Consider the following 1,562-nt stretch of genomic DNA (forward strand, 5'->3'; position numbering starts at 1 on the left):
AATCAAAAATATGAAAGAAAAAGAAGCACGTTTAGAACTTGAATGGAAAGAATATCAAAAGCAGCAAGTCACGATTGCAAAACTCGAGGAATTTGTTCAAAAAAATATTGCTCGCGCTTCGACAACGAAGAGGGCTCAAAGTAGACGTAAGCAATTAGAAAAAATTACTCGGTTAGAAAAACCAAAACAAGACCAAAAAGCACCACGCATTCAGTTTTCAACGGCTAGCGAAAGTGGCGAACGCGTGCTTGAATTAGAAAATCTAAGCATCGGCTATCAATCTGAAGTAATTGCCGAAAATATTCAATTGGATTTAAGAAAACAAGAAGCCATCGCAGTCGTCGGGCCAAACGGTGTTGGTAAATCTACTTTATTGAAAACGATAATTGGGGAAATTCCTCCAATTAAAGGCGAAATCATAAGAGGTACTGGATTAGATATTGGGTACTACGCTCAAAACGTTAATATGTTAAATCCTGACTTAACTGTCTTAGAAACTCTATGGCAAGCACACGATACAACTGATGAATGGATTATTCGGAGTATTTTAGGCAGCTTCCTTTTTACTGGCGAAGCTGTTGAAAAGAAAGTATCGATGCTAAGCGGTGGAGAAAAAGCTCGGCTAACTTTAGCTTTATTGGCTACTGACCATGATAATACCTTAATTTTAGATGAGCCTACCAACCACTTGGATATCGATAGTAAAGAAGTATTAGAACAAGCCTTAATCGAATTTGATGGTACACTTTTATTTGTTTCGCATGACCGTTATTTTATCAATCGGATTGCCACCCAAATTTTAGAGATTACGCCATCAGGCTCTACTCTTTATTTAGGAGATTATGATTATTACTTACATAAAAAAGAAGAGCTAGCTGTTCTTAAACAAGAGGCTGAGTTGAAAAACAAAACAAACGCCAAGCCGACTGAAAGTATCACTGCTACTAAAGGGCAAGCTCAGTTATCCTTCGAAGAAAGTAAGCAATATCGTCGTGAATTAAAGAAATTAACTCAGCAAGTTGATAAAGTGACCGAAGAGCTAGAAACGATAGAACAAGCGATTGAAGCCTTACATCATCAAATGGCGGAAGCTTCTACATTGAATCAACAAGACGAGTTATTAAAGATGCACGAGGAACTAATGGGCTTAGAAAATCGCCAGGAAAACTTAATGGAGGAATGGGAAGAAGCGAGTTTAGCCCTTGAAGAGCTAGAGGAAACAAACAATTAATGTGACCGATAGTATTAAGTAGCATAAACTACTCACTATTACCACTCTAATCTAGTAGCATTGTTTTAGTCGACAGTAATGCAATAACATAGAGTGGTTTTCGTATATACTACCGAGAAGCTTTGGCACAAGCGCATGCATCAAGATAAAGCGTCAACTTTTTAAACTTATTGAGTCTTTACTCTATGAGGGAGTGAACAGGCAGTGAAGATGGAGTGATTTCCTTGCTGGCTCACTCCTTTTTTGAATCGAGATGATTTTATTTATCTTCTGGCGCATTCATTTTTCCATTAATCAATATGATAAAGAAACAGGGAGTGGGCAAGAAGTA

The 1,562-nt window shown here is 37.6% G+C and carries 1 protein-coding gene; it reads left to right on the forward strand.

Annotation, left to right across the window (positions count from 1 at the left end; genetic code table 11):
* A partial coding sequence (locus GSA01S_RS10100; protein WP_157064826.1) for an ABC-F family ATP-binding cassette domain-containing protein occupies nucleotides 1-1,231 on the forward strand: 1,231 nt, incomplete at its 5' end.
* Nucleotides 1,232-1,562: the final 331 nt, after the last annotated feature.

The organism is Globicatella sanguinis NBRC 15551, assembly GCF_001552295.1.
GTDB classification, from domain to species: Bacteria; Bacillota; Bacilli; order Lactobacillales; family Aerococcaceae; genus Globicatella; species Globicatella sanguinis.